Origin of the sequence: Leisingera sp. ANG-Vp (assembly GCF_000813725.1) — a bacterium.
GTDB lineage: Bacteria > Pseudomonadota > Alphaproteobacteria > Rhodobacterales > Rhodobacteraceae > Leisingera.
In genome coordinates this window covers 1-22,843 of the sequence record NZ_JWLD01000013.1, presented here as the reverse complement: position 1 = coordinate 22,843, position 22,843 = coordinate 1, and the positions used below count along the sequence as shown (strand labels likewise).

Sequence of the window (22,843 nt, the reverse complement as noted above, 5' to 3'; positions counted from 1 at the left end):
GCACTGTTTACATCAGCAGCCCGCGGCGCAAGAGGTTCAAGCCGGCGATCAGCAGCACCACCAGCGTGGCCCGGCGGAACAGCACCTGGTCGATCCGGTCATGCAGCTGGCCGCCGATCCACATGCCTGCCACTGCGGGCACGATCAGAGCCAAAGAGAAAGGTGCAGTTTCCGCCCGCATCACCCCGGAGCCGACATGCGCCAGCAGCAGCGCCACGGCGCCAAGGCCGTAGATCACCCCCTGCACCCGGATCTGCTCAGTCTTTTCGGTGCCCAATGCAGTCAGATAGGCCACCGTCGGCGGCCCCCAGACACCCGACACCCCGCCAATCAGCCCGGCAATGCCGCCCACCATGGCCTCGCTGCGGCGGGTCGGATTGGTGATCGAGAAGGTTTTCCCCATCAGCTGGATGAAGGCAAAGACCGTCACCGGCACCCCGATCACCAGCAGCAGCGCCTGCTGCGGCAGCACCCGCACCGATTGGGCACTGAGCAGCAGGCACATCAGACCAATCAGCAAGAAGACTTTGAATTTGCCAATTGAAGCCATGGCAGCTCGCGGCCCCTGCCGCAGCGCCTGCATTCCGTTGGTCACCAATGTCGGCAGAATCAGCCCCGCCAGCGCCAGATCAGGCGCCAGGAACATGCTGAGCCCGGAGATGAAGATCATCGGCATGGCAAAACCAACCAGCCCTTTGACGGTGCCTGCCAGCAATGCGATGCCAAATGCGGCTGCCAGCTCAGCCGGGGAAATCAGGGAAAACAATGCGCTCATAGCCCTGCTCTACCACATCCGCGCCGCGCTGCACCGGCAAAATCAACACGCAAGATTTGATCCAAACGCCACACCTGTGAGTATTTTTGTTGCGCTGCACCTGCAAAATGATTTACCACCGGGCGACCGAAGAAGGATCTGATTCATGGCTCATGACGGACAGGACTTGCAGATGAAACCGACACTCATTCCCGACCTGCTGGCACTGACCGGCGCCGCCCTGGAACCGCTGGACCAGCTGCTTGACGCTGCCCGGGCCTCCGTGAAGGAAATGGTCAGCAGCGAGGGCCGCGTTTCCGGCAAGCTGATCGAGGAAAACCAGGTGGCCGCGCACGGGCTGTCCTGGCTGGCCACTTACGTCTACTCGCTGCGCCAGATGCAGAAGTGGGCCGAAAAGCTGCAGGGCGAAGGCAAATTCGGCGAGATGGAGCAGCTGATCCACCAGATCGGCTTTGGCGAGTATCTGTGGCAGGTCTACGGCGGCATCCAGATGAACCAGGGCGAAATCATCCGCCTGCAGGACCTGGGCCTGAGCCAAGATGCGCAGCGCTCGCTGATGGCGCCTGCGGTGATGACGCTGTGCGAGCAGGGCAACAGCCAGGCTGCGCGCTCCCGTCTGGTCCAGCTGATGGAGGAGCAGGCAGGCTCCACCATGTTCGGCACCTCCGGCCTGGAAGAAGAGCTGGAGATGATCCGCGACCAGTTCCGCCGCTATGCGGTCGAAAAGGTCGAGCCGAATGCCCATGACTGGCACCTGAAGGATGAGCTGATCCCGCTGAGCGTGATCGAAGAGCTAGCCGAGATGGGCGTTTTCGGCCTGACCATCCCTGAGGAATACGGCGGGTTCGGCCTGTCCAAAGCCTCGATGGTGGTGGTCTCTGAAGAACTGTCGCGCGGCTATATCGGCGTTGGCTCGCTGGGCACCCGCTCCGAGATTGCAGCCGAGCTGATCCTCTGCGGCGGCACCGAGGAGCAGAAAGCCAACTGGCTGCCGAAACTGGCCAGCGCCGAAATCCTGCCCACCGCTGTGTTCACCGAGCCGAACACCGGCTCCGACCTTGGCTCCTTGCGCACCCGCGCGGTGAAGGACGAGAACGGCGACTACAAGATCACCGGCAACAAGACCTGGATCACCCACGCGGCGCGCACCCATGTGATGACCCTGCTGGCGCGCACCGACCCCGACACCACCGACCACCGCGGGCTGTCGATGTTCCTGGCGGAGAAAACCCCGGGCACCGACGAACATCCCTTCCCGACCGAAGGCATGACCGGCGGCGAGATCGAGGTGCTCGGCTACCGCGGCATGAAGGAATACGAGCTGGGTTTCGACAACTTCCATGTGAAGGGCGAAAACCTCTTGGGCGGCGAGGAGAACAAAGGCTTCAAACAGCTGATGGAGACTTTTGAATCGGCCCGTATCCAGACCGCGGCCCGCGCCATCGGCGTGGCACAATCCGCGCTGGATATCGCCATGCAGTATGCGCAGGAGCGCAAGCAGTTCGGCAAATCGCTGATCAATTTCCCGCGCGTCTCCGGCAAGCTTGCGATGATGGCGGTGGAAATCATGATCGCCCGTCAGCTCACCTATTTCTCGGCCTGGGAAAAAGACCACGGCCACCGCTGCGACCTGGAGGCCGGCATGGCCAAACTGCTGGGCGCACGGGTGGCCTGGGCAGCAGCCGACAACGGTTTGCAGATCCACGGCGGCAACGGTTTTGCGATGGAGTACAAAATCTCCCGCGTGCTGTGCGACGCCCGCATCCTCAACATCTTTGAAGGTGCTGCCGAGATCCAGGCGCAGGTCATTGCCCGCCGCCTGCTGGGCTGATCGCAGACACCGCTGCAGCTCAAATGCGTCAAAGCCCGGCCCCGTGCCGGGCTTTTCCCTTGCCGCCAAGAATGCGGCCTGTTTGCAATGGAAGACCGGAATAAGATTGTTTCCATTCCGGGTTATTCGCTCCTCAGCGATTCGTGGTTAACAAGGGGGCATGACCATTCTTCGATGTCTTCTTGTTCCGTTTATGATGCTGCTGTCAGCTTGCGGCGACGCCGTGCCAACCGAACAGCCTTCCCGCATTCTGGCCATGGGGGATTCCCTGCTGGCCTGGCATAGCCTGGCAGGAAAATCGGTTGCGGACACTGTGGCGCAGGAACTTCAGGAACCTGTGGTCGACCGCTCCGTCTCCGCCGCACGGGTAATCTACAAACTGCCGGTTTCTGCTGCCGCAGGGCTGCAGATCCGCAATCAGTACACGCCCGGAAAATGGGACTGGGTGATCGTGAACGGCGGCGGCAATGATCTGTGGCTCGGCTGCGGCTGCTTTGCCTGCAACCGCAAGATGGACAAGCTGATTTCGGCAGACGGACGCAAGGGCGCGATCCCTGGCATGCTGTCTGATCTGCGCGCAACCGGCGCCAAAGTGATTTACGTCGGCTACCTGCGCAGCCCCGGTGTCGGATCGCTGATCGAACATTGCCGCGATGAGGGCAACGAACTGGAAACCCGCATCGAACGGCTTGCCGCGCTGGACGAAGGCATCCACTTCCTGTCGCTCAAGGACATGGTGCCGTTTGGCGACCGGTCTTACCACGCGCTCGATATGATCCACCCGTCGGTCAAGGCCAGCACTGAAATCGGCCGCAAGGTAGCCGGGATCATCCACGCCAATTAAGGAGGCACTCCCGCCTCCTCCAGTGCGTTGAGTGTAGCGCCGTACTGCGCCCGGCGCCTCTGCGGACTTCTGCAACGGGGAAGCCCCGCGCCGCGCATCGCGCGGCGCCCGGCCCAACGGGAGCAAGGCATTTTCAATGCCGCCGCGACGGGCGGGAGCGCTTCCCAGGGATGTTTTCAGGGCGCTGTCTTGAATTTGCCGCGGCCCCTTTCCACAATGCCGGATGCTGCAGCAATTGGACCCGCCTATGCCACGCACTGCCTGGATACTCGCATTTCTGCTCGCCAGTGCGTGCACCGGTGACGAAACCCTCTCCGCCTACGGCGCAGCCGGCAAGCTGTGGCACCTCTCCGCCATTGACGGGGCCGATTTCCCTGCCGCAGCCAGCGTGACTTTTCCGGCACCCGGACGCATCGCTGGCCAGGCCCCCTGCAACAGCTTCCGCGGCCGCCAGACGGCTCCCTATCCCTGGTTTGGCGCCGGGCAGCTCGCAACCACCCGCAGGGCCTGCCCGGAGCAGGATGCGGAAACCGCCTTTCTGCAGGCGCTGCAGGAGATGACACTCGCAGAAATCTCGGGCGACGTGCTGATCCTCAGCAACGATCAGGGGCGCGAAATGCTGTTCGCGAGCGGCGGCTGAGCAGGTCCGCAAACCGCCCCCGCGCCTCCGGCAGCGGGCGGCTGCCCAGCGATGGCGCCAGATGCGCTTCCAGGAAATGGCCGGTGGTGCGCAGCGCCTGCGCAATCTCGGCGTCTTCCGCAGCACCTTCTCCCAGCATGACCGGCGGCAGCGGCAACAGCCGGTCAGCCCAGTCTCCTGCGCCTTCACGTGAAACAGCCCGGCCCGACTTGGGGGACACAAACTCCAGGCCCCGGGTGCGGCCAGTCACCGCGCAGGCTGTGAAGTCCAGCCCGAAACCCAGCTCCTCCAGCAGCGCCAGTTCCCAGCGCAGATAAGCAAGCGGCCAAAGCTCCTCGTTCTCCAGGAGATCCAGCAGGTTTTCGCTGCGGCGGTAAAGCGCGGGGTGCGGTTCGCGTTCCGGCAGGCAGAAACCCAGCAGCGCCGTCACCGCGTTGAGCCCCGCCAGCGCCAGCCGGCCGGACAAGGCCGCCGCTGCCCTGCTGCGCAGCAGTTCCGCCTCATAGCTGCCCAGATGCTCTTCGAGCCGGGCCCGCCAGGTGAGATCCAGCTGTGCGCCCGGCTGCAGCACCGGGGCCATCCTGCGGCCGGCTCCGCCGCGCACCACGCCCGCGTGACGGCCATGCGTTTCGGTGAACACATCAATGATCGCCGAATTCTCGCCATGGCGGCGCGTCGAAAGCAATATGCCGTGATCACGCCATTCCAAAGGCGGGCCTCCCAGTCATCCGGACAGTGCCAGCAGAGCCGATTGCAGCGGCGTCTGCAAGCGGCCGGGCCTATTCCAGCCCGGGTTCGTCCAGCAAGTGGCGCCCCTGGCGGTCCTCGACCTCTAGCACCCAGAGATCCGGGTCAAACTCCTGCTGGCGGCGGATCGAAGCGTCCACGTCTGCTTCGGCACCCGACGCCAGTTCATCCCATTTGCGCGAGCCGCTCATCAGGTCGTAGGTGCGGTGAAAGGCACAGGCCTGGCCATCCAGAGTGTTGAGTTTGACCAGCACGGCGCCGGCCGTGTCATCGCCATGAGAGGTAACAAAGGCCGGTATATCCATCAGCCGCAAGCGGGCCAGATAGGCCTGAACCCAGAATTCGGCGGTGAGCCGGGTCATTGCACGCAACCGCCGGCGTCTGCCCCAGCCGGCAGAGCCGGAGCCTCCGGCGGGAGTATTTTCAGAAAGGTGAAAGGCACGAGACCTGCCTCAATTGCCGTCTTTGAAGTCGAGGCCCATTTCGGAGTAGCGCTCCGCCTCTTCCAGCCAGTTCGGGCGCACCTTAACCTGCAGGAACAGATGCACCTTGCGGCCAAGGAACTCTTCCAGCTCGGCACGGGCGGCCTGGGAAACAGCCTTGATAGTCTCACCGCGTTTTCCCAGAACAATGCCCTTGTGGCCGTCGCGCATCACATAGATCAGCTGATCCACACGGGCAGAGCCGTCTTTGCGCTCTTCCCACTTTTCCGTCTCTACGGTCAGCTGGTAGGGCAGTTCCTGATGCAGGCGCAGGGTGAGTTTCTCGCGCGTCATCTCGGCCGCGATCATCCGCATCGGCAGGTCTGCGATCTGGTCTTCGGGGTAGAGCCAGGGGCTTTCCGGCAGCTTGCCTGCCAGCCACTGGCGCAGGTCACCAACCCCGTGGCCGCGCTCTGCTGAAATCATGAAGGTTTCGGCAAATCCATAGCGGCCGTTCAGATCCTGCGTAAGACCCAGCAACTTCTCCGATGGCACCTTGTCGATCTTGTTGATCGCCAGCGCCACGGTGCGGCCCTCGCCGATTTCCTCCAGCCCTTCCAGGATCTTTTCGACGCCTTCGGTGATGCCCCGGTGCGCCTCGACCATCAGCACCACAACATCGGCATCCGCAGCGCCGCCCCAGGCGGCCGCAACCATGGCGCGGTCCAGGCGGCGGCGGGGTTTGAACAGGCCGGGAGTGTCGACAAATACCAGCTGCGCGTCGCCCTCCATCGCCACGCCGCGGATACGGGCACGGGTGGTCTGCACCTTGTGGGTCACAATCGAGACCTTGGCCCCGACCATGCGGTTCAGAAGGGTCGATTTGCCCGCGTTGGGCTCTCCGATCAGGGCAATGAATCCGGCGCGTGTGGTCATGGGTACTGGTCCTGTTTGCAGAGCAGACCCCCTACAGGATTTTACCCACAGGGGCCAGAGCTGTTTTCCCGGGCGTTCCGTGCAGCGTCGCACAGGCTTGCCCTATGTCAAAGACCTGTGGCAGGTCCCGTGTGACAACCGCAGCGCCGAGCCAGTTCGCAAGCCAGGCCTTTCGAACCCGCACCCATACCGGAGGCCTGTGATGAACCGTCGTGATTTTCTGCTTGGGACCGCTGCAGCAGGCGCCAGCTTGGGCGCGTCAGGCTGGGGGATAGCCAGCGCAACGCATACGCAGGAGCTGACGCTGCAATCTGCCAGCTTCACGTTCCGGGACAAGCCGACCAAAGGCATGGTGAGCCTGTCGCCTGACGCACCGCCACAGGTTCTGTTCGGCGAGCAGGGCAAGCCCATGCATTTGCGGGTGACCAATCGGACGCCGGATTATACCGCTATGCACTGGCACGGGCTGCGGATTGCGAACCGCATGGACGGGGTGCCCTACCTGACCCAGATGCCGATCGCAGGCGGCGAGAGTTTTGATTACACGTTCACGCCGCCCGATGCCGGCACATACTGGTATCACCCGCACTGCATGACTATGGCGCAGATGGCGCATGGGCTGACAGGGGTAATGGTGATCAAGGAAGCCGAAGACCCCGGTTTCGACGGCGATCAGGTGGTCAACCTGCGCGATTTCCGGCTGGACGCCGACGGTGCCTTCCTGCCCTATTACACCGCGCGCGGGGCCGCGCGGGGCGGCACCCATGGCAATGTGCTGACCGCAAACTGGCTGCAAGTCCCGGTTTATGACTACCCGGCCGGCGGGCTGGTGCGGCTGCGCGTGGTCAACACCGACACTACCCGGATCTACAAGCTGCATCTCAGCACCGGTCAGGCCCGCATCATTGCCTGGGACGGGCATCCGGTTGAAATGGAACTGCCTCTGCCCTCTGCCGGCGAACCGCTGTTGGTCGGCCCCGGCCAGCGGGTGGATTTTGCGGTGCAGATGCCTGCGGGCGAAGGCCAGACCGCGGACCTGCTGGCGGAGCTACCGGGCCAGCCCACCCGCACCATGGCGCAGCTGCGGGCAATTGGTGCGGACCTGGCACGGGACCTGGCTGAGCTGAAGCCGCTGCCAGCCAACCCGTTTTCCCGGCCGGACCTCTCCTCTGCCGAAGTGCATGATTTCGTGTTCGGCTGGACACCCGAGGGAGATGCCCCCAACGACGGCTACTGCGGCTCGATGGGCTATAGCTTCTGGTCGATCAACCGAACACCCTGGGCCGGAGATGCCGCCAAGGGCACCGGACCGCTGGCCGTGCTGGAGCGCGGCAAGAGCTATGTGCTGCGGCTGAGGAACGAGTCGCCGAACCTGCACCCGATCCACCTGCACGGGCTGGCCTTCGTCCCGATCCGCTCGAACCTGCGCAAGCTGCCGCCGCTGGTCACTGACACCATGCTGCTGCTGAAGGACGAAGTGGCAGAAATTGCGCTGGTGGCCGATAACCCGGGCGACTGGGCCTTCCATTGCCATGTGATCGAGCATCAGAAGACCGGGCTGGCGGGCTATATCCGGGTGACTTGAGAACCTATGTACCCGCCTGCTACTGACATCGAAACTATCTGCCCGGCGTTTCGCCGGGCGAATCCGTTTCGCTGAATACTCTAGCCCAGCTGTGCCAGCAGCGCCTTGGCTGCGGCCTGCTCGGCTTGCCGCTTGGAACCTGCGGTAGCCTGTGCCTCGGTGCCATCCTGCAAGCGCACCGCGATGGTGAAGACCGGCGCGTGGTCCGGGCCGCTGCGGGAGACCTCGGCATAAACCGGCACTTTCTGGCCGCGCGCCTGGGCCCATTCCTGCAGCGAGGTCTTGGCGTCGCGCGCGTCGGTCTCAACCTGATGGATACGGCTGCCCCAGAGGCGCAGGATCATCTCTGCCGCGGCATCAAAACCCGCGTCCTTGTAGACCGCGGCAATCACCGCCTCCATCGCATCGCCCAAGAGCGCCTGCTTGCGCCGCCCGCCGGACATCATTTCGGAGCGGCCCAGCTTCAGCACCGCACCCAGGTCGATTTCCTTGGCAACATCAGCGCAGGCCTCCTTGCGCACCAGCGCGTTGAAGCGCGGCGCCAGCTGGCCTTCGGTCGCGGCCTTGTCATGCTCCAAAAGCGCGGTGGCCATCACCAGCCCCAGCACCCGGTCGCCCAGGAACTCCAGCCGCTGGTTGTCCTTGCGGTTGGGCGAGGACACCGACGCATGGGTCACGGCACGCTGCAGCAGGTCGGGCCGGTTGAACCGGTGCCCGATCCGTTCCTCGAACGCGCGCAGTTCCTTGGACAGTTTCACTGGATCCCCTTGAAGAAACGGTCGCCGCGCCAGGTCCAGAAGTAGAGCATCGAGCGCCCGGCAGAGGAGAACATGATCCGGTCAGCGCGGCCAATGAGGTTTTCAAACGGCACAAAGCCGACCCCGCCCGCCGACTGCGGCAGGCGGCTGTCCGAGGAGTTGTCGCGGTTGTCGCCCATGAAGAAGAAATGCCCGTCCGGCACCTGATAGACGCCGGTGTGGTCCATGCCCTGGTTGGTGATGTTCAGCACGATGTGCTCGTTGCCGCCCGGCAAGGTTTCTTTGGTCCGGGATTTCTTGCAGACCGCACCCCGGCCCACCGGCGCGTTTTCACAGCGCGGGAAAGAGCCCTGAGGCCCCTGCCGTTCCATCACTTCTTCGAACTGGCCTGCATCTTCGCGCTTGACCGCTTCGCCGTTGATGAACAATACGCCGTTTTTCATCTGGATCTTGTCGCCGGGCAGGCCGACCAGACGCTTGATGAAGTCGTTGCCGTTGACCGGATGGCGGAACACCACCACATCGCCGCGCTCGGGCTCGCTGCCCAGGAGGCGGGTGTTGTCGCCGTCCAGGAAGCCGCAGATATCCTTGGCGTCGATATTCAGCCCCACAGCAGGAATACGCACGCTGGGGCAGGAGGCATAGGAATAGCCATAGGCCATTTTGTTCACGAACAGGAAATCCCCGATCAGCAGGGTTTCCTTCATCGAACCGGAGGGGATCCAGAACGGCTGGAAGAACAGGGTGCGGAAGATACCGGCGATCAGCAGCGCATAGACGATTGTCTTGATGGTCTCGACAATCGAACTGCCGGTCTTTGCTTTGGCCGTCATCAGGCTCTCCGGTTTGGAAACAGGGTCCGGGGCTACATGCGGGCCTGAAGAAGGCAAGTCAAGTTCCCGAAGGAATTTCCGCTGTGTCCGCGGCCACGGGGCGCGCTTCGATCACCACAAAGGCCTGCGCCCAGGGGTGATCATCGGTCAATGTCACATGGATCACCGCCTCATGGCCGGGCGGGGTCATCTCGCGCAGCCGCTCGGCAGCCCAGCCGGTCACATGCATCACCGGCTGGCCGCTGCGCAGGTTTGAGACCGCCATGTCCTTCCAGGCAATCCCCATCCGCAAGCCGGTGCCCAGCGCCTTGGAGCAGGCCTCCTTGGCGGCCCAGCGCTTGGCGTAGGTGCCTGCCACGTCACGGCGCCGCTCGGCCTTGCGCTGTTCGATGTCGGTAAACACCCGGTTGCGGAACCGGTCGCCAAAGCGGTCCAGTGTGCGCTGGATGCGCTCGATATTGGCGAGATCGGTTCCAACCCCCAGGATCATTCTTCCAGCCGCTTCAGCCCCAGTTTGATGCCATGGCCCAGGAACAGGCGGTTGATCATCAGGATCACCGCCAGCAGCAGGACAAAGATGCCTGCAAGGAACAGCAACGGAATTGTCTGCCGAGCCTCTGCAATCACCGGGTTGTTCCAGTAGAGCGGCAGCTGAATGATGGTCAGAACGGCAACCACGCCGGTCATCGCCGCGGCATTGGTCCAGGCCTCCTTGCCCTGCAAGGGCTCCCGGGTCGCCTCGGCAATGCGCATGCCTTCCATCACCGATGCCACCATCGGCGGCAGCACAGTGGCCAGCCCGGCCGGCATGCCGACCCCGAACTGCGCCAGCAGCAGGCCAAGCAGCATCATCCCGACCGAGGCCGCCATCCAGATCAGCCCGTAGCGGATCAAATTGACTTGCATTGCAGACTTACCCCCGCGCTTCATCCATCAGCCGGCGCATTTCCTGCACCGCCGGTGTCAGCCCGCGGAAAACCGCCTCGCCGATCAGGAAATGACCGATGTTCAGCTCCTTCACCTCAGGAAAGGCCGCAACCGGCTGTACCGTATCATAGGTCAGCCCGTGGCCTGCGTGAACCTCCAGCCCCAGTGAATGCGCATAGGCCGACATCTCCCGCAGCGCTTCCAGTTCCCGGTCGCGCTCGGCAAAACTGCCCTCGGCATGGAAATCGCAATAGGCGCCGGTGTGCAGCTCAATCACTTCGGCGCCGATGCGGTGCGCGGCCTCGATCTGCTTCTTGTCCGCTGCAATGAAAATCGACACCCGGCAGCCCGCATCCCGCAGCGGCGCTATGTAGTGCGCGAGGCGGTTCTCCTCGCGGGCCACTTCCAGCCCGCCCTCGGTGGTACGCTCCTCGCGCTTTTCAGGCACGATGCACACCGCGTGCGGCTTGTGGCGCAGGGCGATCTTCTGCATTTCTTCTGTTGCCGCCATCTCAAAGTTCAGCGGCACCGTCAGCGCCTCCATCAGCCCGTCGATGTCGGCATCGGTGATATGGCGGCGGTCTTCGCGCAAGTGGGCAGTGATGCCGTCGGCGCCGGCTTCCTCGGCCAGCTTTGCCGCCCGGATCGGGTCCGGATAGGCGCCGCCGCGGGCGTTGCGCACGGTGGCGACATGATCGATGTTCACACCCAGCCGCAGTTGGTTCTGTGTCATGTAAGCTGTCTCATCCGTCTGAAGTCAAAGGCTTAACCCAAGACTAGACAGGCCGCTGGCCAGAGCAAGCCTGCAGGCGGAATTTGGTACAATACTTCTGATGCGGTCAGGAGCCGGTGCCAACATCCGCGCGCTGCTTGATCGCTTCGAACTTGGCCTTGATCTTGGCCCGGCGGCGCTGCTGATAAAACCGGATCGCCGGCAGGCTCAGCACATAGCACACGGTGGCCGAAATGATCCCGGGAATGACGCCGCCGATCATATAGGGATAGAACACCTCGTTGTAGAACAGGTGCAGCCCTTGCCAATCGGCAGGCTGATCCATGAACAGGGCAAACAGGTTGTCCTTCAGGTCCTTGCCCGCATCCATGAACTTGCCCACCAGGGACTTGTCGACCTTCTCGTCGAACTCGGTCCCCAAAAGCCAGTGACCGGTCTGCAGCGACGCCACCCCGATCGGCACATAGGTCAGCGGGTTGCCAAAGAAGGTGGCGCTGAGCGAGGCGAGAATGTTGCCGTTCATCACCCGGGCGATGAGCGCCGCCACCAGGAAATGCAGGCCGTAGAACGGGGTGAAGGTGGTGAAGACGCCGGCCCAAATGCCGCGGGCGATGCGTTCAGGCGAATCGGGAAGGCGGCGCACCCGGTGCTTTACATAGAGAAACGCCCTTCCCCAGCCGCCGCGCGGCCAGAGGAAGTCTGCCAGCGCCCGGAGGGGCGGACGTCTGTCCCGGCGCCTGAATACCAAAGCTGTGCGTCCTTCCCAGTTTCCGGCCCAGTGCCCGGCTCAATTCCCGCTTTAAGATGTCAGCGGCTCACCCCGGGAAATGGCGCTCTTCCGGCCGTTCCCGGAACCGCGCCACCGCGGCAACATCGCTTTCGGCTTCAAGCGTCAGCATCAGCGAGTGCAGCTGCTCCACATCCCGCAGTTCCACATTGATCATAAGCCGGTAAAAGTCTGGTTTCCTGTCGACAAATTCCAGATCCGAAATATTGGCCTTTTTCTCGCCGATCAACGTGCAAATGCGTCCCAGCACACCGGCGTCATTGCCGATGGTCAGCTCCAGCGTCGTGCCATATGCCGCCGGGTGGGTGCCGCTGTGCCACTGCACATCAACCCAGCGCTCCACCTGGTCTTCAAACTCGCCCAGCCGGTCGCAGTCGGCCGCATGCACCACCACCCCGCGGCCGCGGTAGGTGATGCCGATGATGCGCTCGCCCGGCAGCGGCTGACAGCAGGGCGCGCGCTCAAAGCTTTGCCCAGGCTCCAGGCCGATCACGGCCCGGCGCGGCGAGATCTCGTCGCCATCGCCCGAAGTCAGCTCAGGGTAGACAGATTGCACCACGTCATGCGCGGTGATCTCGGCCGCGCCCAGCCGCGCCAGCAGCTCATCCACGCCGCTGGCCCGCAGGGCGCGGGCGGCGGTTTCCAGTGCCTTGTCAGTCGCCTTTTTGCCGACGTGTTCAAAGGCCGAGCGCGCCAGCTCGTGCCCAAGTTTCACAAACCGCGCCCGGTCCGCCTCGCGTAAGCTCCGGCGGATGGCGGTACGGGCCTTGCCGGTAGTGGCGATCTCCAGCCAGCTCACCTGCGGGGTCTGGCCTTCGGCGGTGATGACGTCCACGGATTGGCCATTCCTGAGCCGGGTCCACAAAGGCACCCGGATGCCGTCCACCTTGGCCCCCACGCAGGAGCTGCCGATACGGGTGTGGATAGCATAGGCAAAATCGATCGGTGTTGCGCCTTTAGGCAGCTTGATCACGTCGCCCTTGGGGGTAAAGCAGAACACCTGGTCCGAGTACATCTCGAGCTTCACAGCCTCGAGGAATTCGTCGTGGTCGTCCTCGGCGTCGAACTGTTCGGTCAGCGAGGCGATCCATTTGGCCGGATCAACCGCAAAGGGGTTTTCCGAACGCACACCGTCCCGGTAGGACCAATGCGCCGCAACCCCGGTTTCCGCCACATCATGCATCTGGCGGGTGCGGATCTGCACCTCCACCCGCTTACCGTCGCGGCCCGACACCGTGGTGTGGATCGAGCGGTAGCCGTTCGATTTCGGCTGGCTGATGTAATCCTTGAACCGGCCCGGCACCGCGCGCCAGCGCTGGTGAATCGCGCCCAGCGCCCGGTAGGCGTCTTCCTCAGAGAGGGTGATCACCCGGAAGCCGTAGATATCGGACAGCCGCGAAAAGCCCTGGTCCTTGGCCTGCATCTTGCGCCAGATCGAATAGGGCTTTTTGGCGCGGCCGAATACCTCGGCTTCGATCCCGGCCTTTTCCAGCTCGCCGCGCATGTCGCCGGTGATCCGGTGGATCACGTCGCCGGTTTCGCGCTGCAGGGTGACAAAGCGGCGGATGATCGACTGGCGCCCCTCGGCGTTCAGCACGCGGAAGGCCAGATCCTCCAGCTCTTCCCGCATCCACTGCATCCCCATGCGGCCCGCCAGCGGCGCATAGATATCCATGGTCTCGCGCGCCTTCTGGGCCTGCTTTTCCGGACGCATCGCCTTGATGGTGCGCATGTTGTGCAGACGGTCGGCAAGCTTCACCAGGATCACCCGGAGGTCCTTGGACATCGCCATGAACAGCTTGCGGAAGTTCTCTGCCTGCTTGGTCTCGCGGCTGGAGAGCTGCAAGTTGGTCAGCTTGGTGACGCCATCGACCAGCATCGCCACTTCGCCGCCGAAACGGCGCTCGACCTCCTCATAGGAGGCTTTGGTGTCTTCGATGGTGTCGTGCAGCAGCGCGGTGATGATGGTTGCATCATCCAGGCGCTGTTCAGTCAGGATCGCGGCAACTGCCACCGGATGCGTAAAATAGGGCTCGCCCGAGTGGCGGAATTGCCCGTCATGCATCTGCTCGCCAAAGTCATAAGCTTCGGCGATCCTGTCCGCATTGGTCTTGGGATTGTAGTTGCGGACCAGAGCAATCAGGTCGTCAGGGGAAATCATGTCCGGTCCGCAGCCTCAAAATTCTATAGGCGCGCGCCTCAGCCCTGGCCCTGGGCCTCCATCAGTGCGCGCAGCAGTTTCTCTTCCGACATATCGTCTTCAGCGGGTTTGTCGCCGTCCGCACCCATCAGCAGAGCCATGGAATCTTCTTCCGGCTCGTCGACTTCGATCTGGGTCTGGTTGCTCTCGATCAGACGCTCGCGCAGATCATCGGCGCTTTGGGTCTCATCTGCGATCTCGCGCAGGGACACGACCGGGTTCTTGTCGTTGTCACGCTCAACGGTGATCGGCGCACCTGCCGAAATCTCGCGGGCGCGGTGTGCTGCCAGCATCACCAGCTCAAAGCGGTTGGGCACCTTGTCTACGCAATCTTCAACCGTCACGCGGGCCATGAGCGACTCTCCAATTCATTCCGGGTCCAGAAGGCAGACATTTACGCCCATATCTTTCTCTTGACAAGGGCGGAAAACGCCGCATTGGACGGGTTACAGCGGCTTTACTTCCGCCACTTCCTGTTCCGGCAGATCCGCCAGCATTTCCGATACGGTTTTCTGCAGCACCGGGTGGCTCCAGCGCGGCGCGATATCGTTCAGCGGCACCAGCACAAAGGCGCGGTCCTGGATACGCGGATGCGGCAGGATCAGCTGCCCCGGCGCCTCCTGCATTTGCTGCTCCAGCGGCAGCCCGTGCCAGCGGGCAAACCCCTCGGCGTCCGGCAGCACGGCAGCGCCGTAATCCAGCAGATCCAGGTCCAGCGTGCGCCCTGCCCAGCGCTGGTCACGCACCCGGGCAAACGCGGCCTCAACCTCATGCAGGCGGGCCAGCAGCGCGCCTGCAGAGAGCGTGGTTTCCACTGCCACGGCCGCGTTCACATAATCGGGCCCGGCCCCCGCCGGAAAGCAGGGTGTTTGGTAAAAACGCGACACGCTGCGCAGGATGACGTCATCCGACTGCAAGGCAGAAATTGCCTTTGACAGCGTAACTTGAGGCGCATTAGCGTCAACTGGCAGGTTGCCGCCCAGTGCGATAAGCGACATTTTCCGGTTTGCGGCCATTTTTGACCCTGTTTCAGAATGGCAGTATACTTGCGGCAGATGACAAATAACTTACATTAAGTCCACCCGTTTCGCCGATTTCAAGCATTCACTCACGGAACAATGGCCGAGGCGGATATACCGGAAGGAACATTTGATGTTTTACAAAGACGAACGGCTTGCGCTGTTCATAGACGGTTCGAATCTTTACGCCGCGGCCAAGGCGTTGGGTTTCGACATCGACTACAAGCTGTTGCGGCAGGAATTCATGCGCCGCGGCAAGCTGCTGCGGGCCTTCTATTACACCGCCCTGCTGGAGAATGACGAGTATTCGCCGATCCGGCCGCTGGTGGACTGGCTGCATTACAACGGGTTCACCATGGTCACCAAGCCGGCCAAGGAGTACACCGACAGCATGGGCCGCCGCAAAGTGAAGGGCAATATGGACATCGAGCTTACCGTCGATGCCATGGAGCTGGCACCGCGGGTCGACCATATCGTGCTGTTCTCGGGCGATGGGGATTTCCGCCCGCTGATTGCAAGCCTGCAGCGCCAGGGCGTGCGCGTTTCGGTGGTTTCGACCATCCGCAGCCAGCCGCCGATGATCTCTGACGACCTGCGCCGCCAGGCCGACAATTTCATCGAGCTGGAAGAGCTGCGCGACGTGATCGGCCGCCCGCCGCGCGAGCAGAGCGAACCGCGCTCGGCGACCACTGCCGCGCACGGCTGACCACAGCACGCGTTCTGCAAAAAACAAAAACAGGCGCCTGATGGGGAGGCGCCTGTTTAATCAAGACTACCCGTCCGCCCGGGCATTGATCTGATTGTGGCGGATGATGACCTCTGGCGGCCAGCTGCTTTTGATATAGGCCAGCACCGCCAGCATCTCTTCTTCGCTCAGCACACCCTCGTAACCGCCCATGCGGCTGCGGTAGCCATCACCCGCCAAAGGCGCTACCCCGTATTTGGTGATCGCCAGAAGCTGTGCGTCCGGGTGATGCCAGGTATGGCCGCTTGCATCATGCGGCGGTGCAGGCAGATAGCCCTCGGCATCCCGCTGCTGCCAATTGGGCTCTCCCTGCAATGCCGCCCCATGGCAGCTGGCACAATAGTCCTGGTAGATTTCCGCACCGGCCTTTACGGCCTCCGGATCCTGATAGGGCAGAACACCCGCCGCCCGCACATCCGATCCGGCCAGCCAGTACCCTGCTGCGCCTGCCAGAACCACAACGGCTGCGCCGCCAATCACCCACTTCATGCCTGCCTCTCTTGCTGTTCCATCCCGCTGCTCTCTGCCGCCTTCCTCCGCAGGAAGCTCCAATCACAAATCCGTGAGGTCCATCTGGCCCTAGACCTTGGCGCCCGGACCGCTTACCTCTGCTGCGCAAGGAGACGCCAATGACCAAGCCAGATCTGACCCTCTACCTCGCTGCCCCGCGCGGCTTCTGCGCCGGAGTCGACCGCGCCATCAAAATCGTCGAGATGGCGATCGAGAAATGGGGCGCGCCGGTCTATGTGCGCCATGAGATCGTGCACAACAAATTCGTGGTTGACAGCCTGCGGGACAAGGGCGCGGTTTTTGTCGAGGAGCTGGACGAATGTCCCGATGACCGGCCGGTGATCTTCTCCGCCCACGGGGTGCCGAAATCGGTTCCCGCTGCCGCCGAGGCACGTGAAATGGTCTATGTGGATGCCACCTGCCCGCTGGTCTCCAAGGTGCATATCGAGGCCCAGCGCCACGCCGAGGCGGGCCTGCAGATGATCATGATCGGCCACAAGGGCCATCCCGAGACCATCGGCACCATGGGTCAGCTGCCCGACGGCGAGGTGCTGCTGGTGGAAACCGTCGAGGATGTGGCCACGGTCGAGGTGCGCGACCCCGAGCAGCTGGCTTATGTCACCCAGACCACCCTGTCGGTGGATGACACCAAAGGCATCGTTGCGGCGCTGGAAGCGCGTTTCCCCAGCATCACCGGCCCGCACAAGGAAGACATCTGCTATGCCACCACCAACCGCCAGGAAGCGGTGAAATCGGTGGCGCCGAAGGCCGATGCCCTGCTGGTGGTCGGCGCGCCGAACTCCTCCAACTCCCGCCGCCTGGTTGAGGTCGGCGCCAAAAACGGCTGCGATTACGCCCAGTTGGTGCAGCGTGCGGAAAACATCGACTGGCGCGCGCTGGAAGGTATCCGCTCGGTCGCCATCACCGCCGGTGCCTCGGCCCCGGAGCTGCTGGTCAATGAGGTGATCGACGCCTTCCGCAAACGGTATGACGTAACTGTCGAAACCGTGGAAACCGCCGTCGAAACCGTGGAGTTCAAGGTGCCCCGCGTCCTGCGCGTGCCCGCCTAAACAAACATTCAAGTTAAGAGAAGGGTTTCACAGTTTGCGCCGCTGGTGCAGGCTAATCATGTTGCGCGACAGCATTCCGACTTTTTTCTGGAGCCGTATTCATGATTACCCTTCACTTTCTTATTACCGCTTTTGTCGTCGTCCTCGCCCCCGGCACCGGCGTCATCTACACGCTGGCCTTGGGGCTCGGCCAAGGCTGGCGCGCCGCAATCTGGGCGGCGCTTGGCTGCACCATCGGCATCCTTCCGCATCTGGCCGCAGCCGCGCTGGGGCTGGCGGCTGTGCTGCACAGCTCCGCCCTGCTGTTCCAGATCGTCAAGGCAGCCGGCGTAGCCTATCTGCTGTACCTCGCCTGGCAGGCACTGCGCAGTGGCGGCGCGCTGGCAGTAACCTCCAAACGCACCAGCCAGCCCGGTTGGAAAATCGCCTGGCGCGGGGCGCTGATCAACATCCTGAACCCCAAGCTGTCGGTGTTCTTCCTGGCGCTGCTGCCGCCTTTCTTGAGCGGCAACCCTGCTAGCGCCACGCTGGAGATGTCCGTTCTGGGCCTCGTGTTCATGGTGATGACCTTTGCCATCTTTGTCCTGTACGGGCTGTTTGCCGCCCAGGCCCGCAGCTATCTTCTGACGAGCGAGCGGGTTCTCAAATGGATGAACCGCGGTTTTGCCGCCGTGTTTGCAGGCCTTGCCGCCCGGCTTGCCCTCGAACGCGCCTGAATTGACGGCTTGGAGATGATCAAATGAGCGATGACAGAACAATCGGCGTCTATGACGATCAAGCAGCGGAATACGCTCAGCGCTTTGCCGGCGGCATGGACGCAGGGGAAGAGGCTGACTTCCTTGCCATGACCGCCCGGCTTCCCGAAAACGGCACCCTGCTGGATCTGGGCTGCGGCCCCGGCCAGTGGGCCGCCCGTTTCCGGGACGCAGGCTACCGTGTTGCCGCGCTGGATGCCTCGCAGGAAATGGCCGACATGGCCCGCGACACCCACGGGATCGATGTCATCGTCGCAGGCTTCCACGCCCTGGATGCAGAAGCGGTCTTTGACGGCATATGGGCCTATTTCAGCCTGCTGCATGTGCCCCGCGCCGAGCTGCCGGTCCACCTGTCGGCGGTGCACCGGGCGCTGATCCCCGGCGGCACTCTGTGCCTGGCGATGAAGCTGGGAGAGGGCGAAGGCCGCGACGGGCTGGGCCGGTTCTATGCCTACCACAGCGAAGAGGAGCTGCGCGGGCATCTCGAAACCGCCGGTTTCACCGTTCTCGGCAGCCGCTGCGGAAAAGGCAAAGGACTGGCTGGCACCGACGAAGAGTTCATAGTACTGACGGCGCATGCCTGACTTATTTGCTTATACCGACGGCGCTTGCTCCGGCAATCCCGGCCCTGGCGGCTGGGGTGTGCTCTTGCGCGCCATGGATGGTGAAACCATCGTAAAAGAAAAAGAACTGCAGGGCGGCGAGGCAGAGACCACCAACAACCGGATGGAGCTCTTGGCCGCTATCAACGCGCTGGAAAGCCTGGCGCGGCCCTCGGTGATCACCGTGGTCACCGACTCGGCCTATGTGAAGAACGGCGTCACCGGCTGGATCTTCGGCTGGAAGAAAAACGGCTGGAAAACCTCCAACAAGAAGCCGGTCAAGAACGTCGAGCTGTGGCAGCGGCTGGACCAGGCGCAGGCCCGCCACAAAGTGACCTGGGAATGGGTCAAAGGCCACGCAGGCCACCCGGAAAACGAGCGCGCCGACGAGCTGGCCCGGGCCGGCATGGCCCCTTTCAAAAAGAAGAAAAGCGCCTGATGCGTGAGGCGCACGGATGACCTTCCTGATGCTGCTGGATTATGCCTCGGTGCTGGTCTTTGCACTGACCGGAGCACTGGTCGCCAGCCGGGCGCAGCTCGATATTGTCGGCTTTGCCTTTGTCGCCTGCCTCACCGCGCTTGGCGGCGGCACCGTGCGCGATCTGCTTTTGGACCGCAACCCGGTGTTCTGGATCGGCAACCCGGACTACATCCTGCTGGCCGCCAGCGCCGCGGTGGCGGTGTTCTTCACCGCGCATCTGCTGGAGAGCCGGCTGCGCTGGGTCGTCTGGCTCGACAGTTTTGCATTATCCGTGGCTGTCCCCGCAGGGACAGGCGCAGCAATTGCGCTCGGCAGCCCGCCGGTGATCACCGTGCTGATGGGCATGGCCACCGGTACCCTGGGCGGGCTGATGCGCGATGTGGTCTGCAACGAGGTGCCTTTGGTGCTGAAGCAGGGAGAGCTCTACATCTCCTGCGCCATGGCAGGCGCCATCACCGCGGTGGCGGCCATCGGCGCAGGACTGGAACTGGGCCTGGCCCTGTCCGCCTGTGCCGCGGTGTGCTGGAGCTTGCGGGCTGGTTCCATCCTGTTCGGCTGGCATCTCCCGGTCTACAAGAGCCGCCCGCCGCGCAGCTGAGCCGGGCTCAGACGGTGTCGCTTAGCTTCAGCTGCCTGAGGAACTCCTGCCCCTCCTGGCTGATCCGCGCCTTGCGGCCCTTGCGGCGGTGCCAGCCCAGCGCGGTTTCGTGATGCTCGCGCAGCGCCTCGTCCTTCAGCAGGTCTTCCTTGATCGCCAGCGCCGCCTCGAAATGATCCGCCAGCCGCCGGTCCTCTTCCTCGTTCCGGTTGAACTTGTGCCAATAGCCGGGCTCTATTGAGGAGGTGAAATGGTTGGCCCGCCCCCGGGCTTTTTTGTTCAGGAAGCCGTCGCGCGACCGCAGGGCATAATGGTTGAGCTGCGCTGCCGGATAGCCGTAGCTGCCGCGCACATAAAGCGCTCCTTCCAGTTCCTCCTCCGGCAGCCGGGTTCCATCCGCCAGCTGCCAGTTCACCTCTTGCGGCGGCACCGCAAGGAACGGGCGGTGCACCCCCATCCGGTCAAACTTTCCGTTGTTACGGTAGGCGGTCTTGAAGAAGCGGTGCTCGTCCGGTGCGCCTGCCTCCGGTTCAGCCCTGGTAAAAGCCTGCGGCACCGGCGGGTGGTCCACCTGTGCCACGCCATCATTGCCGAAAATCCGCCACACAAAGGAGACCGCATCCGCGTCCGCCCGATCTGCCAGCAGCCCCGGCAGTGTGCCGTCGCCGGAATTGATCTGCAGGTATTCGTCGACATCGATGACCAGAACCCAATCCGCCTCGGCCACCGTCGGCTCATAGCCTGCCCACATCAGCGCGCTTTTATGCGGCCCCCGCCGCATCACCCGGTTGAAGCGGTGCTCGACCACCCGCAGCCGGTTCAAACAGCGCAAGATATGATCGGTCGGATCCGAGCAGTCGTTGGTGAAAATGACAAAATCGCTGACACCCAGTGCCTTGTAATGGCTGATCCAATCGAGAATGTAGGCGCCTTCATCCTTCATGGTGGTCACAACCACCACTTTCGGCGCGCCCTGCCGGGTGCTGTCCTGTGTCATCTGCAAATGCTCTCTGCCTCTGGGTCCGCCGCTTTTGCGGTCGTTAACGCAATCTTAACCATTCAGCGGTGCGGTGCAGCAGAAATTATGCCTTCTCCTGCAAGCTGTGGCCCTTGCGCCGCAACCCGGCTTATTTGCCGAAGTAGCGCTGCCACAGCCAGATCAGCAGCAAAGCCCCCAGCACCGCGCCAATAAAGCCGGCCATGAACCCCATCACAGTCAGCAGAAACCGCAGCACCAGCCCGCCAATGAGCGCGCCCGCCATGCCGATGCAGACCGTGGTGATGATGTCAGTGTTCAACCGCATCAGGCGGGTCGCCAGAAAGCCGGCCGCGGCGCCGATGATGATCAGGGCAATAATGGGCACGGGAACCTCCCTATCTGCGCCAATGGGTTGGCACGATCACCAGCGCTCCGATCGAGGACGCGATGGCGTTCCAGCCCGGTGCACTGAAGCCAATGCCGAACATCAGCCGCACAAAGAAGAACAGGAACGCCCCCCCGGTGCAAATGATGATCGACTGCACATAGCCGTTGCTGGTGAAGCCGCTGCGCTCGGCCGCATAGCCGACAATGCCGGCAATCACCACGGTGCCCATCAAGGTCAGGATCATCACGCGTCTCCGGTTTTCGTCGGATTACAGGCGGCTGCCCTTGGGAAGCGGGAAGCCGCGCAGGAACACATCCGGATCCTGCGCGCTTTTGCCCGCCCTTTGCAAGCGAAGCAGTCGAACGGCCCCTTCGCCGCATGCAACCGTCAATGCATCGTCCAGCACTTCCCCAGGCACGCCCTGCCCTTCTGCCAGCCGTGACGCCAGCAGCTTCACCCGCTGGCCTTCCGCCTCGCACCAGGCGCCGGGGAAAGGCGACAGGCCGCGAATCTTGCGGTCGACCTCTGCAGCTGGCTGGGACCAGTCGATCTGCGCCTCTGCCTTGTCGATCTTTTCGGCGTAGAGGACGCCGTCTTCGGGCTGGTTCTCCGGCTCCAGCTCCGCCAGGCGGGCCAAGGCTTCGACGATCAGAGCGGCGCCCATGTCCGACAGCCGGTCATGCAGCTGGGCGGTGGTTTCCTCAGGACCAATCGCAGTGGCCCCGCGCAGCAGCACCGGACCGGTATCCAGCCCGGCCTCCATCTGCATGATGCAGACACCAGTTTCTGCGTCGCCCGCCATGATCGCCCGGTGGATCGGTGCGGCGCCGCGCCAGCGCGGCAGCAGGCTTGCGTGGATGTTCAAACAGCCCTGCGCGGGCGCGTCCAACACTGCCTGCGGCAGAATCAGACCGTAAGCCACGACCACGGCAACATCCGCGTTCAGAGCCGCAAAGGCCGTCTGCTCCTCCGCCCCTTTCAGCGACACCGGGTGGCGCACCTCCAGCCCCAAGGCCGCGGCGCGGGCGTGGACGGGGGTGGGACGGTCCTTCTTGCCGCGGCCCGCAGGCCGGGGCGGCTGGCAATAAACGGCGGCAATCTCGTGCCCGGCCGCAACCAGCGCGTCCAGCACCGGCACCGAGAAATCGGGGGTTCCCATAAAGATGATGCGCATCGGCGTTCCCGTCCCTGCCCCGCTGCCTTGCCGCACATCCGGCGGGGCGTGCCTGCCTTTGCGCAGGTTCGCACCCGGTTCCGGGAGGGGCGTTCCGCGCCCGCCCTGGGGGCGGGGCCGGGCGCGAACCGGGCCGCAAGCGCCCCGGGAATGGAATTCCGGCCTTAGCCGTTCAGCTTCTTTGCCTTGCGGATCAGCATGTCGCGCTTCACCTTGCTGAGGCGGTCGAAATACATCCTGCCGTTCAGGTGGTCGATCTGGTGCTGCACCGAGGTCGCCTCGATACCGACGAAATCGCGCCGGTCGACCATGCCCTGCTCATTGATGTAGCGGACCGTGACCGCCCGCGGCCGTTTGATCTTGGCCGAGACACCCGGCAGGTTGGGGCTCGCCTCGTCATGCTCGCGCAGCTCGATCGAAGAATGCAGGATTTCGGGGTTGGCAAGTTTCACCGCCTTGCCGCGTTCGGTGGAGCCATCCACCACCGCCAGCCGCAGCATCACG

At 63.3% G+C, this 22,843-nt stretch carries 29 protein-coding genes; 10 read left to right on the top strand and 19 right to left on the bottom strand.

Annotated features, from left to right (window positions below; genetic code table 11):
• Positions 1-7: 7 nt before the first annotated feature.
• On the bottom strand, positions 8-775 hold the full coding sequence (locus RA20_RS05560; RefSeq protein ID WP_039125492.1) for a sulfite exporter TauE/SafE family protein: 768 nt from the start codon (positions 773-775) through the stop codon (positions 8-10).
• 145 nt (positions 776-920) lie between these two features.
• On the opposite strand from RA20_RS05560, the gene RA20_RS05555 reads away from it, so the two are divergent.
• The 3 genes from RA20_RS05555 (at position 921) to RA20_RS05545 (ending at position 4,090) form a co-directional block, all read left to right on the top strand.
• Positions 921-2,606: an acyl-CoA dehydrogenase family protein gene (locus RA20_RS05555; protein ID WP_039125490.1), complete on the top strand. Its 1,686-nt coding sequence runs from the start codon at positions 921-923 to the stop codon at positions 2,604-2,606.
• Between the two features lie 160 nt (positions 2,607-2,766).
• The gene (locus tag RA20_RS05550; RefSeq protein WP_039125488.1) at positions 2,767-3,450 is read left to right on the top strand and encodes an SGNH/GDSL hydrolase family protein; all 684 of its coding nucleotides are present in this window, start codon (positions 2,767-2,769) and stop codon (positions 3,448-3,450) included.
• A gap of 247 nt (positions 3,451-3,697) precedes the next feature.
• Complete coding sequence (locus tag RA20_RS05545) at positions 3,698-4,090, top strand: META domain-containing protein (RefSeq protein ID WP_039125487.1); 393 nt, start codon at positions 3,698-3,700, stop codon at positions 4,088-4,090.
• Here RA20_RS05545 and recO read toward each other — a convergent pair.
• From recO to era, 3 genes are all read right to left on the bottom strand, one after another.
• On the bottom strand, positions 4,044-4,799 hold the full coding sequence (recO, locus tag RA20_RS05540; RefSeq protein WP_039125485.1) for a DNA repair protein RecO: 756 nt from the start codon (positions 4,797-4,799) through the stop codon (positions 4,044-4,046). The genes RA20_RS05545 and recO overlap by 47 nt on opposite strands.
• Positions 4,800-4,869: 70 nt before the next feature.
• On the bottom strand, positions 4,870-5,199 hold the full coding sequence (locus tag RA20_RS05535) for a DUF1491 family protein (RefSeq protein WP_039125483.1): 330 nt from the start codon (positions 5,197-5,199) through the stop codon (positions 4,870-4,872).
• A 90-nt stretch (positions 5,200-5,289) separates the two neighbouring features.
• Positions 5,290-6,195 (bottom strand): GTPase Era, encoded by a 906-nt coding sequence (gene era, locus RA20_RS05530; protein WP_039125481.1) that lies wholly within the window; start codon positions 6,193-6,195, stop codon positions 5,290-5,292.
• A 202-nt stretch (positions 6,196-6,397) separates the two neighbouring features.
• Here era and RA20_RS05525 point away from each other — a divergent pair, with 202 nt between their 5' ends.
• The gene (locus tag RA20_RS05525) at positions 6,398-7,780 is read left to right on the top strand and encodes a multicopper oxidase family protein (protein WP_039125479.1); all 1,383 of its coding nucleotides are present in this window, start codon (positions 6,398-6,400) and stop codon (positions 7,778-7,780) included.
• An 80-nt stretch (positions 7,781-7,860) separates the two neighbouring features.
• On the opposite strand, the gene rnc is transcribed toward RA20_RS05525, so the two are convergent.
• The 9 genes from rnc to folK form a co-directional block, all read right to left on the bottom strand.
• Positions 7,861-8,538, bottom strand: a complete 678-nt coding sequence (gene rnc / locus RA20_RS05520; protein WP_039125477.1) for a ribonuclease III — start codon at positions 8,536-8,538, stop codon at positions 7,861-7,863.
• A complete protein-coding gene (gene lepB / locus RA20_RS05515; protein ID WP_039125475.1) occupies positions 8,535-9,371 on the bottom strand; it encodes a signal peptidase I in 837 nt (278 codons plus the stop codon). Before lepB ends, rnc begins: the two co-directional genes overlap by 4 nt.
• 58 nt (positions 9,372-9,429) lie before the next feature.
• Positions 9,430-9,861 carry a holo-ACP synthase gene (gene acpS / locus RA20_RS05510; protein WP_039125474.1) on the bottom strand — a complete coding sequence of 144 codons (432 nt, stop codon included), beginning with the start codon at positions 9,859-9,861 and terminating at the stop codon, positions 9,430-9,432.
• Positions 9,858-10,277, bottom strand: a complete 420-nt coding sequence (locus RA20_RS05505) for an ABZJ_00895 family protein (protein ID WP_039125472.1) — start codon at positions 10,275-10,277, stop codon at positions 9,858-9,860. Before RA20_RS05505 ends, acpS begins: the two co-directional genes overlap by 4 nt.
• Before the next feature lie 7 nt (positions 10,278-10,284).
• The gene (locus RA20_RS05500; RefSeq protein ID WP_039125470.1) at positions 10,285-11,031 is read right to left on the bottom strand and encodes a pyridoxine 5'-phosphate synthase; all 747 of its coding nucleotides are present in this window, start codon (positions 11,029-11,031) and stop codon (positions 10,285-10,287) included.
• 106 nt (positions 11,032-11,137) lie between these two features.
• Positions 11,138-11,779, bottom strand: coding sequence for a DUF2062 domain-containing protein (locus RA20_RS05495; protein ID WP_039125468.1), 642 nt, complete (start codon positions 11,777-11,779; stop codon positions 11,138-11,140).
• A 67-nt stretch (positions 11,780-11,846) separates the two neighbouring features.
• On the bottom strand, positions 11,847-13,979 hold the full coding sequence (locus RA20_RS05490; protein WP_039125466.1) for a RelA/SpoT family protein: 2,133 nt from the start codon (positions 13,977-13,979) through the stop codon (positions 11,847-11,849).
• Between the two features lie 38 nt (positions 13,980-14,017).
• Positions 14,018-14,371 (bottom strand): DNA-directed RNA polymerase subunit omega, encoded by a 354-nt coding sequence (rpoZ, locus tag RA20_RS05485; protein WP_039125464.1) that lies wholly within the window; start codon positions 14,369-14,371, stop codon positions 14,018-14,020.
• Positions 14,372-14,464: 93 nt separating this feature from the next.
• A complete protein-coding gene (gene folK, locus RA20_RS05480; protein WP_039125462.1) occupies positions 14,465-15,034 on the bottom strand; it encodes a 2-amino-4-hydroxy-6-hydroxymethyldihydropteridine diphosphokinase in 570 nt (189 codons plus the stop codon).
• A 136-nt stretch (positions 15,035-15,170) separates the two neighbouring features.
• Here folK and RA20_RS05475 point away from each other — a divergent pair, with 136 nt between their 5' ends.
• Positions 15,171-15,743: a LabA-like NYN domain-containing protein gene (locus RA20_RS05475; protein WP_039125460.1), complete on the top strand. Its 573-nt coding sequence runs from the start codon at positions 15,171-15,173 to the stop codon at positions 15,741-15,743.
• A gap of 66 nt (positions 15,744-15,809) precedes the next feature.
• On the opposite strand, the gene RA20_RS05470 is transcribed toward RA20_RS05475, so the two are convergent.
• Positions 15,810-16,271 carry a c-type cytochrome gene (locus tag RA20_RS05470; RefSeq protein ID WP_039125458.1) on the bottom strand — a complete coding sequence of 154 codons (462 nt, stop codon included), beginning with the start codon at positions 16,269-16,271 and terminating at the stop codon, positions 15,810-15,812.
• Positions 16,272-16,411: 140 nt separating this feature from the next.
• On the opposite strand from RA20_RS05470, the gene ispH reads away from it, so the two are divergent.
• The 5 genes from ispH to RA20_RS05445 all read left to right on the top strand — a co-directional run bounded on the left by ispH (position 16,412) and on the right by RA20_RS05445 (position 19,798).
• On the top strand, positions 16,412-17,362 hold the full coding sequence (gene ispH, locus RA20_RS05465; RefSeq protein ID WP_039125457.1) for a 4-hydroxy-3-methylbut-2-enyl diphosphate reductase: 951 nt from the start codon (positions 16,412-16,414) through the stop codon (positions 17,360-17,362).
• A gap of 101 nt (positions 17,363-17,463) precedes the next feature.
• On the top strand, positions 17,464-18,078 hold the full coding sequence (locus RA20_RS05460; protein WP_039125455.1) for a LysE family translocator: 615 nt from the start codon (positions 17,464-17,466) through the stop codon (positions 18,076-18,078).
• A gap of 23 nt (positions 18,079-18,101) precedes the next feature.
• On the top strand, positions 18,102-18,701 hold the full coding sequence (locus tag RA20_RS05455; RefSeq protein ID WP_039125452.1) for a class I SAM-dependent DNA methyltransferase: 600 nt from the start codon (positions 18,102-18,104) through the stop codon (positions 18,699-18,701).
• Complete coding sequence (gene rnhA, locus RA20_RS05450) at positions 18,694-19,158, top strand: ribonuclease HI (RefSeq protein ID WP_039125451.1); 465 nt, start codon at positions 18,694-18,696, stop codon at positions 19,156-19,158. The genes RA20_RS05455 and rnhA overlap by 8 nt, the downstream gene beginning before the upstream one ends.
• A 16-nt stretch (positions 19,159-19,174) precedes the next feature.
• Positions 19,175-19,798, top strand: coding sequence for a trimeric intracellular cation channel family protein (locus tag RA20_RS05445; protein WP_039125449.1), 624 nt, complete (start codon positions 19,175-19,177; stop codon positions 19,796-19,798).
• Positions 19,799-19,805: 7 nt separating this feature from the next.
• On the opposite strand, the gene RA20_RS05440 is transcribed toward RA20_RS05445, so the two are convergent.
• From RA20_RS05440 to RA20_RS05420, 5 genes are all read right to left on the bottom strand, one after another.
• Entirely contained in the window at positions 19,806-20,795 is a 990-nt protein-coding gene (locus tag RA20_RS05440) for a glycosyltransferase family 2 protein (RefSeq protein ID WP_052248847.1), read from the bottom strand.
• A gap of 130 nt (positions 20,796-20,925) precedes the next feature.
• On the bottom strand, positions 20,926-21,162 hold the full coding sequence (locus tag RA20_RS05435; protein ID WP_039125447.1) for a GlsB/YeaQ/YmgE family stress response membrane protein: 237 nt from the start codon (positions 21,160-21,162) through the stop codon (positions 20,926-20,928).
• A 10-nt stretch (positions 21,163-21,172) separates the two neighbouring features.
• Positions 21,173-21,409 carry a hypothetical protein gene (locus tag RA20_RS05430; protein ID WP_039125445.1) on the bottom strand — a complete coding sequence of 79 codons (237 nt, stop codon included), beginning with the start codon at positions 21,407-21,409 and terminating at the stop codon, positions 21,173-21,175.
• Between the two features lie 24 nt (positions 21,410-21,433).
• Complete coding sequence (fmt, locus tag RA20_RS05425; RefSeq protein ID WP_039125443.1) at positions 21,434-22,339, bottom strand: methionyl-tRNA formyltransferase; 906 nt, start codon at positions 22,337-22,339, stop codon at positions 21,434-21,436.
• A gap of 164 nt (positions 22,340-22,503) precedes the next feature.
• The coding region (locus RA20_RS05420; protein WP_039125442.1) for a peptide deformylase at positions 22,504-22,843 on the bottom strand (340 nt) is incomplete at its 5' end.